The sequence below is a fragment of the Metabacillus crassostreae genome (genome assembly GCF_016908395.1).
In the GTDB taxonomy this organism is placed as follows: domain Bacteria; phylum Bacillota; class Bacilli; order Bacillales; family Bacillaceae; genus Metabacillus; species Metabacillus crassostreae.
In genome coordinates, this window is sequence record NZ_JAFBDU010000004.1 from 313,568 (window position 1) to 327,456 (window position 13,889).

Consider the following 13,889-nt stretch of genomic DNA (forward strand, 5'->3'; position numbering starts at 1 on the left):
CTAAATGAACAATATGGTCAAAAGGTGAAGGGTGGTATTTGCGTGAATCTGTTTTTGGCAGAATGGAAGAATATTTTACGAAATAGAAAGGTCTTTATTCCAATTCTAGCTATTGTTTTTATCCCAATTTTGTACGCTGGAATGTTTCTTTGGGCATTTTGGGATCCATATGATCAACTGGAGGATTTACCTGTTGCAATTGTAAATATTGATGAAGGAGCAAATTTTGAGGAAGAACAGCTACAGCTTGGAAATGATTTAGTCCAAAACTTAAAAGAGAATAGAAAGTTTAAATTTGATTTTGTATCTCAACAAGCTGGCTATGATGGACTAGAAGATGGAACTTATTATATGGTTGTGGAAATTCCTAAAGATTTTTCGGAAAATGCAACAACGTTATTAGATGATCAGCCTGAAAAACTTCATTTGAAATATATTCCAAATGAAGGATCTAACTTCTTATCCGCTCAAATTGGAGATTCTGCTGTTAAAGAAATTAAAAGTGCAATTTCTAAGGAAGTAACATCTACTTACGCTGAAACAATTTTCGAGAAAATCACAAAAATGGCAGATGGATTTGATACAGCTAGTGATGGTGCTAGTGAATTAAATGATGGTGCAAGCAAAGTGAAAGATGGCTCCGTTACACTTAAAGATAATCTAGAAACACTTGCATCAAAATCACTAGAATTTCAGCAAGGTGTTAATAAAGTTCAATCAGGATCAGGTGAGTTAAATGATGGCGCAAAAGAGCTTGCTGATGGTGTAAATCAATTATCAGCAGGAAGTGATAAACTTCTTGCTGCATCAAAGCAAGTAAAAGATGGATCACAGCAACTATCTTCTGGAATGACCCAAGTGAATGATGGGCTTCAAGAGTTAAATGAAAAAGTACCTTCATTAGTAGCTGGTACAAATCAGTTGAACGAGGGACTTGTAAAGTTTCATCAACAATTTCCACCGCAAATGGCTGCGGGAATTCAAGCACAATTACAAGAAGCTTCTGTTTCCATGATTGATGGATTGGATGAATTGCAGAATGTATTAAGTGCTGAACTAGCTGTAGGGTTAACTGAGAAGATTTCTGCTCAGCAATCAGAACAAATGACTGCTATTTTTTCTTTGCTAGAGAATAACAACGTCGATCCTGCGATCATAAGTGGAATTAAGCAACAAGTTGTGGCAAATGCACCTTCAAAAGAAGAAATGCAAGCCCAATTAGAAAAAGGGATAAGTGATGGTTTAAATACAGGTTTTACTCAATATAAATCAGCTGTAAATGAGCAGATGTTATCTTCTGGAAATAAATTAGAAAATAGTATTAAAGCAGCTATCGATCCAACGTTTAGTAGGGTAGAAAATGGTTTATCTAAGATCAATGACAATCAAGTTGCTCTTCAAGATGGGATAAAACAATTAGCGGATGGATCTAAATCTGTTAATCAAGGTGCAACTGATATTAAAACAGGTCAAGCTGAATATGTTGATCAATTTACGTTATTTAATGAAAAGCTACATGATGCACAAGCTGGTGGAAATAAGTTAGTGTCTGGAGCAAGTAGCTTGAATTCAGGTATAAGTCAATTGTCAGAGGGATCTGTTAAAATAAGTGAGGGTTCTACTCAGTTAGCTGAAGGTTCTAAAGAATTAACAAATGGAACAGGAAAGCTTGCAGATGGAACTTCGGAGTTATATGAGAAATTAGGAGATGCTGCAGAAGAAGCAGGCTCTGTTCAAGCAACTACCAACACCTTTGACATGATCGGTGAACCTGTTGATGTAAGCAAGGAAGGAATTAATAAAGTTCCTAACTATGGTACAGGGTTTGCTCCGTATTTCTTGTCTTTAGGATTATTTGTTGGTGCGTTATTAATTTCGATTGTTTATACATTAAAAATTCCTACGATTCAACCAAAAAGTGGCTTTTCTTGGTTTATAGGAAAGTTTGGTGTCATTGCAATAGTAGGTGTGTGCCAAGCTATTGTTGCTGATGTAATTTTATTAGCTGGACTAGGACTCGAGGTAACAAGTGTACCAATGTTTGTTTTCCTATCAATAGTCATTAGTTTAACATTTATGTCACTAATTCAATTACTAGTCACAACATTAGGCGATCCAGGAAGATTTATTGCTGTTCTTATTCTTATTTTCCAATTAACTACAAGTGCGGGAACATTTCCACTTGAAATGATTCCAAAAGCATTACAACCAATTCACGCTTTCCTTCCAATGAGCTATACGGTATCAGCGTTTAAAGCCGTCATATCAAGTGGAGACATGACAGTAGTATGGAATAACATCTTTATCTTGTTGGGTTATATGTTAGTGTTTGTTTTTATGACATTAACATATTTTATAATTAAACATAAAAAACAAGCTGTTTCAGCTAGTGAAAATGGATTAACAGTATAACAAGAAGGGGTCAGGCATTTTTTAAGTCTGACCCCTTTTACGTTAATATGGTAAAGTGTAAATTTGAGTCTAAAATCAATCTAAAGTAAAATAAAGGAACATTTAATAAAGGAAAAGGTGTAATCAATGAAGAAGGTAATTGTGATAGGAGCAGGTATTCTTGGGGCGTCAACGGCATACCATTTAGCTAAATATGGTGCTGATGTAACAGTGATTGATCGTGAAGATAAGGGGCAGGCAACTGCTGCAGCAGCAGGAATTGTTTGTCCGTGGGTTTCACAAAGACGAAACAAAGCCTGGTACCATTTGGTTAAGAGTGGGGCAAGATATTACCCAGAGCTCATTGAGAAGTTAAAAGAAGATGGTGAAACAGAAACAGGATATCGTCGTGTTGGTGCGATAAGCCTAAATATGGATGCCGAAAAATTAGAGAAGATGGCTGAAAGAGCAATCAAACGGCGTGAAGAAGCACCTGAAATAGGAGAAGTAAAGATATTATCTCCAGAAGAAACTCAAAAATTATTTCCATCTATAGCAACAGGATATGGCTCTGTGTATATAAGTGGAGGTGCACGTGTTGATGGAAGAGCACTGAGTAATGCGTTGATGAAGGGTGCCATTAAAAATAGTGCGACACTAATTAAGGATGATGCAGTTTCTCTAATCACGAAGAATAAGAGTATTATAGGTGTGAAAACTCAAGAACAAGAACTAACAGCAGATCTAGTGATTGTGACTGGTGGAGCGTGGTCAAAGCAATTGGTAGATCCTCTAGGAATTAGTTTTAAAGTAACCCCTCAAAAAGCACAAATTGTACATCTTGAAATAAACGATACTGATACAGGTAATTGGCCAGTAATTATGCCGCCGAATAATCAATATATTTTATCCTTTGAAGCTGGTCGTATAGTTGTCGGTGCTACACATGAAGATGAAGCAGGCTTTGATCATCGTGTGACAGCAGGTGCAGTTTACGAAATTTTAGGTAAAGCTCTAGAAATTGCTCCTGGCTTAGCTGATAGTACAATGGTAGAAACAAGAGTTGGATTTAGGCCATTTACTCCGGGATTCCTGCCAATTATAGGTGCATTACCAGGTTACGAAGGCTTATTTCTAGCGAATGGACTTGGAGCATCTGGTTTAACAAGTGGTCCTTTTCTAGGTTTGCAGCTAGCAAACCTTGCACTAGATATGGATCTGGAAATTGACTTGGATCAATACCCAGTTGCTGGTGCGATTGAGGAGTAAGAAGCTGCAAGTGTCATTTCTAATTAAACGTTTATTTAGGCTCTTTTCTGAAAGATTTGCATAAAAGGTTACCATTTTATGAAGAAAAGATGCCCTTAGATTTACTACTGTGCTGATTTCTCGTGTATTTAAAAGCAACAAAGTTTGTGAAAACAGCCTTAATTTAAGAAGGGAGTGTTGATGGATGATCGAAAACGTTCTTTCAATAATTCTTTTCATCAGCTTATTCGTTTCAATTTATTTTATTGTGAGAAAAAGGAAGAGATTAGGAATTACTGGCTTTAAAACTAGCTTAACCTCAATATGCTTTCTCCTGATTGCAGTTGTGAATTTATTTGGGTACTGGTTTAACTTTTTAGGAATAGGCAGTTGGTTAGTAACGATGATTCTCTTATTTGTTGGAGCTTATTTTACTAAGTATATGCCACGTGAAAATTTTGATCCAAAAAGAAGGTGAACAACTATTTTAAGCTGATCACCTTCTTTTCGTGTAATGAAATTAGCAAGTAGAAACTATATAAATAGTATTTATATGAAAAGCTTAAACCGTGTAAACCATCACTTTTATAGCAAAAACACTTAGCTGATAAAGGAAATAAACACTAAAACCAACAAATGTAAAAAACACTAGGAAAATCGCAGGTAAAATAGTTTTCATGTAGAAACCCTCACAATCTATTAGTAATAATATAGATTCTTACCAGTTATATAGATTTTATACCTGATAGTGATAGAAGTTTTGATTTTAATATTGTAGAAATTTGTCGAAAAACTAATATAACCTGAAAATCAGCAAATAAAAGCTCAATTACAGCAAATATAATGCCAAAGGATTCAAATAAACTACCCCAAAGAGCAAATAAAATAAAAAATCAGCAAATAAAGTAAATAGTTGCATATAAAAAGCTAGAGATAAAAAATAATAAATGGTAAAGAAATACTTGATTCTCAATGTAAGCGTATTATATAATAACATCAAAGTTAGTTAACCGTTTAACCGGAGGCAAAATGAATCAGAAAATCACAATTAGAGACGTAGCAAAACATGCCAGTGTATCTCCAGCAACAGTATCTTATGTGCTCAATGGAGTAAACAAAGTTTCAGACGAAACGAAAGAACGAGTGCTACTTGCGATTGAGGAATTAAATTATCAACCAGATTTTACAGCGATAAGTTTATCGAAAAGGAAATCTAAAATGTTAGGTGTGATTTTACCATTAGTTGGTGACACACTTGCACCACTTTTTAAAGAAAATCCATATTTTAGTGAATTGTTAAGTGGAATAGAATATGAATGTCGTACAAACGGCTATGACTTTGTTATTTCAGGTATTTCGAAAGCGGATGAATGTAAAAATTGGGTGATGAAACGCAATCTAGATTCATTACTCGTTTTAGGGACATTTCCTGATCACGTTTTTAAAGAAATGAAAACGTTATCTATTCCATTAGTTTTTATTGATTCTTTTGAGGATTACGCAAAATACTATTCGAACATTCGAATAGATGATGAGTTAGGTGGTTATTTAGGGACAAAGCACTTACTCGATTTAGGACATAGAAACATATGCTTTATTCCAAATGGAAGAATAGATATAGCTGTTGATGGTCAACGTTTTCTTGGCTTTAAACGGGCTTTAGCTGAAGCGAATATTGCTTTTCGAGATGGAATGACCATTGAAGGAAATTATAACACCTTTGAAAATGGGTATAAAATTGGTAAAGAAATTGCTGGAAATAAAGAAATAACTGCAATATTCACGTCATCTGATATTACAGCATTAGGTATTATCAAATCTCTGAATGATCATGGAATAAAAGTGCCTGATGATTTTTCGATTGTAGGCTTTGATGATTTGATGATTAGTAAATATTCATCACCAAGCTTAACAACGATTCGACAAGATGTGTTTAAAAAAGGTGCACTTTCAGCTGAGTTAGCGATAAAAGCAATTGAGACAAATAAAGTTGAAGCAAAAGAAATAATGCTACCAGTTGAACTTGTTATTAGAAGCTCAACGAAAGAAATGGTATAAATTAAGGAGGTGAGTTCATCTAATCTCATCACATTATTATCGTTAGTTAACCGGTTCACAAAAGAAATAGGAATAGATTCTGTTAATATAGAGCATTTTATTATTGGCTTAGATATTTTCAGAAATTAACACCTTGAATACGTGAAGAGTAATAACCTATAAAAGCAATAATAGTTACGGCAGTAGACTAAATTAAAATAATAATAGATTAGGGTGGAAAATGATGATTAAAGTAACTGTATGGAATGAAAATAGACATGAAAAGAAAAACCCAGTAGTAAGCGAAATTTACCCAAAAGGCATTCACGGCGCAATAGCTGAGTTTTTGCAAAAAGAAGATCATGAAGTGAGAACAGCAACTCTTGATGAACAAGAGCATGGATTAACGAATGAGGTTCTTGAAAATACTGATGTTTTAGTATGGTGGGGACATCTAGCGCATGATGAAGTTCAAGATGAAATCGTAGAAAAGGTTCAGCAAAGAGTTTTAGATGGTATGGGATTAATTGTTTTACATTCTGGTCACTTCTCTAAAATTTTTAAAAAGCTTATGGGAACTAGCTGTGATTTAAAATGGCGTGAAGCAGATGATAAAGAGCGTCTATGGGTTGTAGATCCTACTCATCCAATTGCAGAAGGAATTGGTGAATATATTGAGCTAGAAAAAGAAGAAATGTATGGAGAGCACTTTGATATTCCAGCACCTGATGAGCTTATTTTCACTAGCTGGTTTGAAGGTGGAGAAATTTTCAGAAGTGGTTGCACATTCAAGCGTGGTAACGGAAAAATATTCTACTTCCGACCTGGTCATGAAACATACCCAACATATCATAATGAACAAATTCAAAAGGTAATAAAAAACGCAGTAAACTATGTGAAGCCAGTCGATCGTAAGCGCCCTGTTTATGGTAACGCACAGCCATTAGAAACAATTTCTGAAAAATAATTAAAAAATAGATCTCTAATTTTAGGAGGAAATAATGATGAGTAAATTAAGAGTTGGTGTTATCGGATGTGGAAGTATTGCACAATTTCGTCATTTGCCAGAATATGCAGCAAATCAAGAGGTAGATTTAGTAGCTGTTTGTGACATCGTTGAAGACCGTGTAAAGGAAATTGCTAATAAATATGGAGCAAAAGCTTTTACCGATTATAAAGAATTGATTTCTAGTGGTGAAGTTGATGCTGTTAGTGTTTGTACACCAAACTACCTACACGCACCAATATCTATTGAAGCTTTAAATAATGGGCTACATGTTTTATGTGAAAAGCCAATGGCAACTTCTCAGGAAGAAGCAGATGCAATGATCCAAGCAGCACAGAAAAATGATAAAAAATTAATGATTGCGCATAATCAGCGCTTTGTTCGCTCACATCAACTTGCACGTCAATTAATTGAAAGTGGCGAAATTGGGAAGATTTATAGCTTTAGAACAGCATTTGGACATCCAGGACCTGAGGGCTGGAGTGTTGATGGAAAAGATAGCTGGTTCTTTGTTAAAGAAAAAGCTTATATTGGTGCAATGGGTGACTTAGGCGTTCATAAAACAGATCTACTTCGCTATCTACTAGGAGAAGAAATTGTTGAGGTTGGAGCATTCATTGAAACAACAGCAAAAGAATTTGCTGATGTAGATGACACAGCTGTTTGTGCACTTAAAACAGAAAGTGGAATTATCGGAACATTAGCTGCAAGCTGGTCTTACACAGCTAAAGAAGATAACTCAACAATTATTTATGGTGAAAAAGCAATTATTCGCCTTGAAGATAATCCAGCGTATTCCCTTGTTGTTCAATATACAAACGGTGAAACAGTGAATTATGAATTAGGTAAAATTCAATCAAATGATGAAGGTGGACAACAAACAACACATGTTATTGATCATTTTGTATCAGCTGTTGTTGAAAATAAAGAGCCATTAATTATTGGTGAAGAAGGTATGAAGTCTTTAGCTGTAATTCTTGCTGCAATTAAATCAAATGAAACTAAAACAATTGCAAAAGTTTTTGAGTGATTTTTATGAGTAAATTACGTATAGGAATAATCGGTGTAGGTGGGATTGCACAAGGACGTCATATCCCAGCATTTCAAACGTATAGGGAAGATTGTGAAATCACAGCTGTTAGTGATGTTAATAAAGAAAGAGCTCAGGAAGTAGCAGACAAATTTACAATAAAGCATGTTTTTGAAGAGTACAAGGATATGTTTGAGCATGTTGATGCTGTTTGTATTTGTACACCAAATAAGTTTCACGCTGAAATTACAATCTCAGCTTTAGAGGCTGGAGTTCATGTTCTTTGTGAAAAGCCAATGGCTCTTTCAGCAGAAGAATGTGAGAAAATGCTTGATGCATCAAAAAGAACAAATAAGGTTCTTGCTATTGCCTATCATTATCGATTTATGAAAAATGCACAAGCAGCAAAAAAATTAATGACAGAGGTTGGAACACCACTTGTTACAAGAGTCCAAGCATTAAGAAGAAGAAAAGTGCCTGGGTGGGGAGTGTTTACTAATAAAACACTACAAGGTGGTGGAAGCTTAATAGATTATGGTTGCCATTTATTAGATTTAGCAATCTGGTTAATGGGAAGTCCTAAACATATAGAGGTTAATGGAAGCACATATAATACATTGAGTAAAACACCAAATAGCGTTAATCAATGGGGTTCATTTGATCATGAAACCTTTGACGTAGATGATCATGTAACAGCTTATATTAAGTTTGAAAACGGTGCTTCTCTTTTATTAGAAACATCATGGGCAGCCAATATATTGGATGACCAAGAACATCTGAGTATTTCAGGAGTTGATGGAGGCTTAAGTGTTTTCCCATTAGAGCTATATTCAACAAAATACGGAATGCTAATGAACAGTCAAGCAGCATGGATCCCAGGGGAAGATGACCATGGTGTTGAACAAGCAAAAAACTTCATTGATACATGTCTTGGTAAATCAGAGCTAGTCGTAAAACCGGAAGAAGCTTTACAGGTGTCACAAATTATAGATCGTATTTATCAGTCAGCTAACAAGTAAGGGGTCTGACCCCAAAGGAGGAATTTTAATGAAACTAGGTGTTTTTGCAGTACTTTTTAATGATAAATCCTTTGAAGATATGTTAGATCGAGTAAAGGCTTCAGGACTAAATGCAGTGGAAATTGGTACTGGTTGTTATCCAGGAAATTCACATTGTGATCTTGATGCACTGCTAGAAAGTGAAGACAAACGTAAAGAATATATAGCAAAAGTGAAGGAAAGAGATTTAATAATCAGCGCATTTAGCTGTCATGGTAATCCAATTTCTCCTGATAAAGAATTTGCAAAGGAAAGCAATGATACTTTATTAAAAACAATTAAACTAGCTTCTTTATTAGATGTTCCTGTTGTTAATACTTTCTCTGGTACTGCAGGAGATTCTGAGGATGCAAAATACCCTAACTGGCCGGTTACTCCGTGGCCAAATGAATATGGTGATGTTTTAACATGGCAATGGGAAGAAAAACTAATTCCTTACTGGAAGGAAGTCGGTAAATATGCAGAAGAACATAATGTGAAAATTGGTCTTGAACTGCATGGTGGCTTTTTAGTTCATACTCCTTACACAATGCTAAAGCTACGCGAAGCAACATGTGATGCAATTGGTGCTAATCTAGATCCAAGTCATTTATGGTGGCAAGGAATTGATCCAGTAGCGGCTATTAAAATTTTAGGCAAAGAAAATGCGATCCATCATTTTCATGCAAAAGATACATATATTGATCAAGATAATGTAAACATGTATGGATTAACAGATATGCAGCCATATGGCGAAGTACAAACAAGAGCATGGACATTTAGATCTGTGGGCTGTGGACATAGCTTAACAGAATGGAATGACATGATGAGTGCCCTTCGTACTTATAACTACGATTATGTAGTGAGTATTGAGCATGAAGACCCTATTATGTCAATTGACGAAGGCTTTGAACGTGCTGTGACAAATTTGAAATCTGTATTAATTAAAGAATCTCCGTCACAAATGTGGTGGGTATAATTCTTTATAGAAGCCTCTCTTGATTTCCAAGAGGGGTTTTATTTTTTATGAAGAAATGGGTATGATGGAAGAGATTCGTTTTTTCGGAAATATATAAAGAATTGGTGTGAAGAAATGAGTAAAGAAGCTCAAGTTCAAGTGAAAAAAGATTTTGTTAAATATTTCAGATCAGGTTATCCACTTATTAATAATGAAGCAATCCAAAATCCTAATGTTTTAAAGGTAGAGGGAAGTATTATTGATTTAGTTGATGAAAAAGGAAGCTTTCTTGCAAAAGGTTATTATGGAGTCCAAAATAAAGGCAGAGGCTGGGTACTAAGCTTTAATCCTAACGAAGTCATTGATCAAGCGTTTTTCGAAGACAAGATTAAGCTCGCACTATCTGCAAGAAACTCTCTATTCGAAGATCCCGATACAACGGCATTCCGAGTTTTTAACGGAGAGGGAGACGGTGTTGGTGGGTTAACAATTGATTATTATGATGGTTACTATGTGATAAGTTGGTATAGTGAAGGGATATACAATTTCAAGGATGAAATAATTCAGTCATTAAATAATGTGACTGAGATAAAGGGCATTTATGAAAAAAAGCGCTTTGATAGCAAAGGTACATATATAGAAGATGACGATTTTGTAGCAGGAGAGCGAGCAAGCTTTCCGTTGATTGTGAAGGAAAATGGTATCAAATTTGCAGTTTATTTAAATGAAGGCGCAATGGTTGGAGTCTTCCTTGATCAAAAGGATGTACGTAAAACGATTCGTGATAAATACGCCAATGGAAAAAGTGTGCTAAATACCTTTTCATATACAGGAGCATTTTCTGTTGCGGCAGCACTAGGTGGAGCAACTAAAACAACAAGTGTTGATCTTGCTAATCGAAGCAAGTCAAAAACAATTGAACAATTCAGTATCAATGATATTGATTATGAAGCACAAGATATTATCGTAGAAGATGTATTTCATTATTTTAAATACGCTGTAAAAAAGCAGCTAGCATTCGATATGGTAATATTAGATCCTCCAAGCTTTGCTCGTTCAAAAAAACATACATTTAGTGCCGGAAAAGACTATCCTGATTTATTAAAGCAAGCCATCGCAATTACAAATAAAAACGGTGTTATTATTGCTTCAACTAACTGTAGCACATTCGGTATGAACAAATTTAAAAGCTTTATTGATAAAGCTTTTAAAGAATCTAAAGAGAAATATACAATTCTAGAAGAATATAGTTTACCAAAGGACTTTAAAACTTCTAAAGATTTTAAAGAGGGTAATTATTTAAAGGTTGTATTTATTAAGAAAGAAGGATAAATAGGGGATCAGTCTCTTGATAATGAGAGCTGATCTTTTTTGTTGTGGTGTTTTTAGAGTGGATTAATAAGGAGATGACAGCCATAATAAGGCGTGTATACTGGCGTAAAGGTACTCATCATCTGTCCCACCTTAGGCGGCTGGCTCCTTACGGTTACCCCACCGACTTCGGGTGTTACAAACTCTCGTGGTGTGACGGGCGGTGTGTACAAGGCCCGGGAACGTAAGGACAAAAGCAGGCACATCCACAGCTGTAAAAGTCGTCATCGAGCGAATGAAGGACAAAAGAAAAACCACACACAACAATAAAGGTCTTCATCAGACAAATCAGTCATCATCATTGGTTGTATAAACGATCCTTTAACCATCAAAGTGATCCAATTTCAATTACAGAAAACATATAAAAAGCATGAATTCCTAAATGAATTCATGCCTTAATATATCATTAAATTTAATTAGACCATCATTAACAAAAATTTTCCTACAATGAGAGCTTTTTTAAGGAGAAATGTCAAAAGTACTCACGGATATTTCTTAGAGACTTTTCTTAATATGATAAAAACAAATTTAACACCGCATCAAAAGTTTAGTTAACAACAATACAAGATTTGTATTCTTTTATCACTCGATCGCGTTTACTGAGTAGCTCACGGTATTCTTTAAATAATTTATTATTGCTTCGATCTTTGATCCATGCTGAAAAGGCACGTTCACATTCACTTGAAATTGTTGATAATTCACCGTTAATCTCGTTTAATTTTTTTACTTGGATGTGTCTAACCATTTATTCTCCCACCTTATCTCTATATTTTTCTACCTGCTGCTACAGGTGTAATAAAATAAATTCCGAACTGCACCATCTTTTTCTTCTAGGTATATAGCACGTTTTTAGACTGTTGTTTTGTTTCTTTATTAAAAAATCTCCTAAATTAAGAGGAAGTTAAATGTGAAAATAACCGCATACATTAATGTTTTTGTGTGTGCTAATGGTGGTATTACCCTGTTTTTAAATGGAGTAAACATCTTTTTTATATGCTCTTAAACTTTGTTGTTGATTTCCGTTACAGGCATTCGCTTTCCGCGGGCGGTCCGGGATCCTCCTCGGCGCAAGCGCCTGTGGGGTCTCCCTTTGACACGCTTCTCTAAGCAGGAGTCTCATGCCTTTCACTCCAATCAACAAAGTGTTGAAAATCAACATTAAGCTTTAACATAGCTTTTTTATAAAAAAAATAATAAAGTTTTATTTGCAGTTTTTTATGATTTTTTTTGCTTATCAGTAATTGTTGAAAGGAAATTATTTCTGGGGAAATATGGCGAAACATAAGTTGGAGAGGTCATTATTTGTTATAAAAAAGAGATTTAGGTTAACGCTTAAGAGAACAGTTCACGATTAATAGAAAATATCTTTGCCTTTATTGTTATAAAGCTGTACTATAAGTGATGACTTTTATATTATGCCTCATAATAATGGCTGTTTTAGTTAAAAATAATTTTTTATAAAACAAATACATTTCTACATATCATTTCCTCTGGTGATTGGGTGTCTCTGCAAACACCATTAAGGTTTTACTATATTAAAGTAAACAGAGCAAAAGGAGAATAATTATGACACAGAATTTTTTGCAAGAATTAAAACCATTTATTCAGGATAATTGGAAGAAAGCTACGTTCGAAGCACCTACAGCTATTCAAGTTAAAGCAATACCACCAATTTTAGAGGGAAAGGATGTTATTGCAGAATCTCCTACTGGAACTGGGAAAACATTAGCATATGTTCTACCATTACTTAATAGGATTGATGAAAATAAAAAATCAGCACAAGTTGTAATTTTGGCTCCATCAAGAGAGCTTGTTATGCAAATCTTTGATGAGATAAAGAAATGGTCTGAAGGTAGTGGGTTAACAAGTGCTTCATTTATTGGGGGTGCGAATATTAAACGTCAGGTAGAAAAGCTGAAAAAAAGCCCGCAAATTATTGTTGGTACTCCTGGAAGATTACAAGAATTAATAAAAATGAAAAAGCTAAAAATGCATGCTGTACAAGCATTAGTATTAGATGAAGGAGACCAACTATTAGCTGCAGAACATAAGAACACATTGAAAGAAATCATCAAAACAACATTAAATGAGAGACAGGTTGTTTTGTTTTCTGCAACATTAAATGAAAGTACAGAATCAAAAGCTAGAGACTTTATGAAGAGTAACCTGGAAATAGTTAAGATAGGTCTTGATGAAGTGCCAGTAGGAAAAGTAGATCATACCTATGTTGTATGTGAACAGAGAGAAAAGCTATCAATGCTAGAGAGATTAGTGAAGAATATCCCAATGAAGGCTTTAGGATTTGTTAAAGATATTGGTAATCTTGATGTTCTTGCAGAGAAATTAGAGTTTAAAGGTGTTGATCTTCATCTATTACATAGTGATACAAGTAAAGAGAAGAGAGAAGCAGCACTGAAGAGCTTGAGAACAGATAAACAAGGGTTATTGCTTTCAACAGATGTTGCTGCTAGGGGGTTAGATATTGCTGGGCTTACACATGTAATTCACTATGATCTTTCATTAAATAGTGATCAATATGTGCATCGTTCAGGTCGAACAGGAAGACAAGGGAATGAGGGCACAGTCATTTCTATTGTTACAGAAAGAGAAGTAAGAGAATTAAAGAAGATTGCGAAGGAAATAAATATAACACTCAAAAAGGCTCAGCTATACAGAGGAGAGCTTGTAATAGAGGAATAAAAAAACAAGAGGATCACTCAAAATATGAGAGATCCTCTTGTTTAATTCTTGATGTTAATTCTTTGCTGTAATATTACTATATGTTTTCTAATGAAAGGTTATACGTGAAAA

The 13,889-nt window shown here is 34.8% G+C and carries 11 protein-coding genes; 10 read left to right on the forward strand and 1 reads right to left on the reverse strand.

All coding sequences use genetic code 11. The features are described 5' to 3' along the window. The first annotated feature begins 42 nt into the window (after positions 1-42). From JOC75_RS15005 to JOC75_RS15045, 9 genes are all read left to right on the forward strand, one after another. Entirely contained in the window at positions 43-2,412 is a 2,370-nt protein-coding gene (locus JOC75_RS15005) for a YhgE/Pip family protein (protein WP_338036590.1), read from the forward strand. A 126-nt stretch (positions 2,413-2,538) separates the two neighbouring features. Further along, a complete protein-coding gene (locus tag JOC75_RS15010) occupies positions 2,539-3,660 on the forward strand; it encodes an NAD(P)/FAD-dependent oxidoreductase (RefSeq protein WP_204954824.1) in 1,122 nt (373 codons plus the stop codon). 184 nt (positions 3,661-3,844) lie between these two features. Continuing rightward, the gene (locus JOC75_RS15015; RefSeq protein WP_204954825.1) at positions 3,845-4,117 is read left to right on the forward strand and encodes a hypothetical protein; all 273 of its coding nucleotides are present in this window, start codon (positions 3,845-3,847) and stop codon (positions 4,115-4,117) included. A gap of 551 nt (positions 4,118-4,668) precedes the next feature. After that, positions 4,669-5,697 (forward strand): LacI family DNA-binding transcriptional regulator, encoded by a 1,029-nt coding sequence (locus tag JOC75_RS15020; RefSeq protein ID WP_204954826.1) that lies wholly within the window; start codon positions 4,669-4,671, stop codon positions 5,695-5,697. Positions 5,698-5,920: 223 nt separating this feature from the next. After that, on the forward strand, positions 5,921-6,643 hold the full coding sequence (locus JOC75_RS15025; RefSeq protein WP_204954827.1) for a ThuA domain-containing protein: 723 nt from the start codon (positions 5,921-5,923) through the stop codon (positions 6,641-6,643). Between the two features lie 37 nt (positions 6,644-6,680). Next, complete coding sequence (locus JOC75_RS15030) at positions 6,681-7,712, forward strand: Gfo/Idh/MocA family protein (RefSeq protein ID WP_204954828.1); 1,032 nt, start codon at positions 6,681-6,683, stop codon at positions 7,710-7,712. A 5-nt stretch (positions 7,713-7,717) separates the two neighbouring features. Continuing rightward, complete coding sequence (locus tag JOC75_RS15035) at positions 7,718-8,731, forward strand: Gfo/Idh/MocA family protein (protein WP_204954829.1); 1,014 nt, start codon at positions 7,718-7,720, stop codon at positions 8,729-8,731. A 28-nt stretch (positions 8,732-8,759) separates the two neighbouring features. Next, complete coding sequence (locus JOC75_RS15040) at positions 8,760-9,728, forward strand: sugar phosphate isomerase/epimerase family protein (RefSeq protein ID WP_204954830.1); 969 nt, start codon at positions 8,760-8,762, stop codon at positions 9,726-9,728. 114 nt (positions 9,729-9,842) lie between these two features. After that, positions 9,843-11,039 (forward strand): class I SAM-dependent rRNA methyltransferase, encoded by a 1,197-nt coding sequence (locus JOC75_RS15045; protein ID WP_204954831.1) that lies wholly within the window; start codon positions 9,843-9,845, stop codon positions 11,037-11,039. A 586-nt stretch (positions 11,040-11,625) separates the two neighbouring features. Here the strand turns inward: JOC75_RS15045 and JOC75_RS15050 are convergent. Then, entirely contained in the window at positions 11,626-11,823 is a 198-nt protein-coding gene (locus JOC75_RS15050) for a hypothetical protein (protein ID WP_204954832.1), read from the reverse strand. An 821-nt stretch (positions 11,824-12,644) separates the two neighbouring features. On the opposite strand from JOC75_RS15050, the gene JOC75_RS15055 reads away from it, so the two are divergent. Beyond that, entirely contained in the window at positions 12,645-13,778 is a 1,134-nt protein-coding gene (locus tag JOC75_RS15055; protein WP_204954833.1) for a DEAD/DEAH box helicase, read from the forward strand. Positions 13,779-13,889 lie beyond the last annotated feature (111 nt).

What these genes read in the sequence shown, in the direction of transcription:
- JOC75_RS15010 (WP_204954824.1), top strand. Translation starts at nt 2,539, where the DNA reads ATGAAGAAGGTAATTGTGATAGGAGCAGGTATTCTTGGGGCGTCAACG.
- JOC75_RS15015 (WP_204954825.1), top strand. Translation starts at nt 3,845, where the DNA reads ATGATCGAAAACGTTCTTTCAATAATTCTTTTCATCAGCTTATTCGTT.
- JOC75_RS15020 (WP_204954826.1), top strand. Translation starts at nt 4,669, where the DNA reads ATGAATCAGAAAATCACAATTAGAGACGTAGCAAAACATGCCAGTGTA.
- JOC75_RS15025 (WP_204954827.1), top strand. Translation starts at nt 5,921, where the DNA reads ATGATTAAAGTAACTGTATGGAATGAAAATAGACATGAAAAGAAAAAC.
- JOC75_RS15030 (WP_204954828.1), top strand. Translation starts at nt 6,681, where the DNA reads ATGAGTAAATTAAGAGTTGGTGTTATCGGATGTGGAAGTATTGCACAA.
- JOC75_RS15035 (WP_204954829.1), top strand. Translation starts at nt 7,718, where the DNA reads ATGAGTAAATTACGTATAGGAATAATCGGTGTAGGTGGGATTGCACAA.
- JOC75_RS15040 (WP_204954830.1), top strand. Translation starts at nt 8,760, where the DNA reads ATGAAACTAGGTGTTTTTGCAGTACTTTTTAATGATAAATCCTTTGAA.
- JOC75_RS15045 (WP_204954831.1), top strand. Translation starts at nt 9,843, where the DNA reads ATGAGTAAAGAAGCTCAAGTTCAAGTGAAAAAAGATTTTGTTAAATAT.
- JOC75_RS15050 (WP_204954832.1), bottom strand. Translation starts at nt 11,823, where the DNA reads ATGGTTAGACACATCCAAGTAAAAAAATTAAACGAGATTAACGGTGAA.
- JOC75_RS15055 (WP_204954833.1), top strand. Translation starts at nt 12,645, where the DNA reads ATGACACAGAATTTTTTGCAAGAATTAAAACCATTTATTCAGGATAAT.